The following is a 1197-nucleotide window of genomic DNA, read 5'->3' as shown; positions in this document are numbered from 1 at the left end:
CCCCCGACCCCACCCCGTCGCCGGCGTCCGCCGTCGTGGCGGCGGACGACGCGGTCGCGGGCGAGGACCTCGGGGCGCTGCCCGGGTTCATGCGCCTGTTGGACGAGACCGCGCTGCTGTCGATGGCCCGAACCCTGGACCGCGCCCGCCTGTTCCGCGACGGCGCCGCCCACACCGCCGAGGAGGTGGTGGCCGCGCTGGAGGCGCGCCCGCGCCACGCCTGGATCGTCCGGCGCTGGCTCGACACCCTGACGATCGAGGGGAGATTGCGCCGGGATCCGGACACGGGGCGTTTCCACGACCTCGTCGTTCCCGACCGGGTGGAGGTGGCCCGATCCCGCCGGACGGTCGAGGAGGGCAGCCGGGGGTTGGGCTACCCACCGGCGATGACGCGCTTCTTCCTGGCCTCGGCCGAGCGGCTCCCCCTGCTGCTGAGGGACCGGGTGGCGCTGCAGGAACTCCTCTTCCCCGAGGGCGACTCCGCGACCGCCCGGGGCAACTACCGCGACAGCGCCCCCAGCCGGTGGGCCAACACCGCCGCCGCGAAGCTGGTGGCGGGGCAGGCCCACCGACGCGCCGGTGGGCCCCTGCGGGTGCTGGAGGTCGGGGCCGGGGTCGGCGGGACCACCGGCGCCGTCCTCGAGGCGCTGGCCGGGGCTCCGGTCGACTACCTGTTCACCGACGTCTCCCGCTACTTCCTCACCGAGGGACGGGCACAGTTCGGGGAACGACTGCGCTACGGCCTCCTCGACATCGACGCCGACCCGGCGGCGCAGGGTCTGGCGAACGGCTCCCTGGACGTGGTGTTGGCGGCGAACGTCCTGCACAACGCCCGGCACGTGGGGCGCGCCCTGGCCGCCCTGCGCGAACTGCTGGCCCCGGACGGCCTCCTGGTGCTGGTCGAGTCCTGCGCGGAACACCACCAGGCACTGACCTCCATGTACTTCCTGATGTCGGCCCGCCCGACGGAACGCACCTGGTTCACCGACCTCCGGGCCGGGCAGGACCGGGTCTTCCTCACCGGCCCTGAGTGGGCCGGTGAGCTGGACGCGGCCGGCTTCGACCCGCTGCCCGTTCTCCCGGCCGCCGACCACCCCCTGGCCCGGGCGGCCGGACAACGGGTCGTCGCGGGTCGGGTCCGCCCCGGTGCCCGGCGCCCCGACCCCGGGGCGATCGCCGCGGTGCTCGCCCCGGTGA

The 1197-nt window shown here is 75.6% G+C and carries 1 protein-coding gene; it reads left to right on the top strand.

Features of this window, described 5'->3' with window-relative positions; translation table 11 throughout:
* The coding region (locus tag FNQ90_RS23895) for a methyltransferase (RefSeq protein ID WP_182608248.1) at positions 1 to 1197 on the top strand (1197 nt) is incomplete at both ends.

Source organism: Streptomyces alkaliphilus, from assembly GCF_014141535.1.
Taxonomy (GTDB): domain Bacteria; phylum Actinomycetota; class Actinomycetes; order Streptomycetales; family Streptomycetaceae; genus Streptomyces; species Streptomyces alkaliphilus.
The sequence above is the reverse complement of the archived record's forward strand: the minus strand, read 5'-3'. Positions and strand labels throughout refer to the sequence as shown.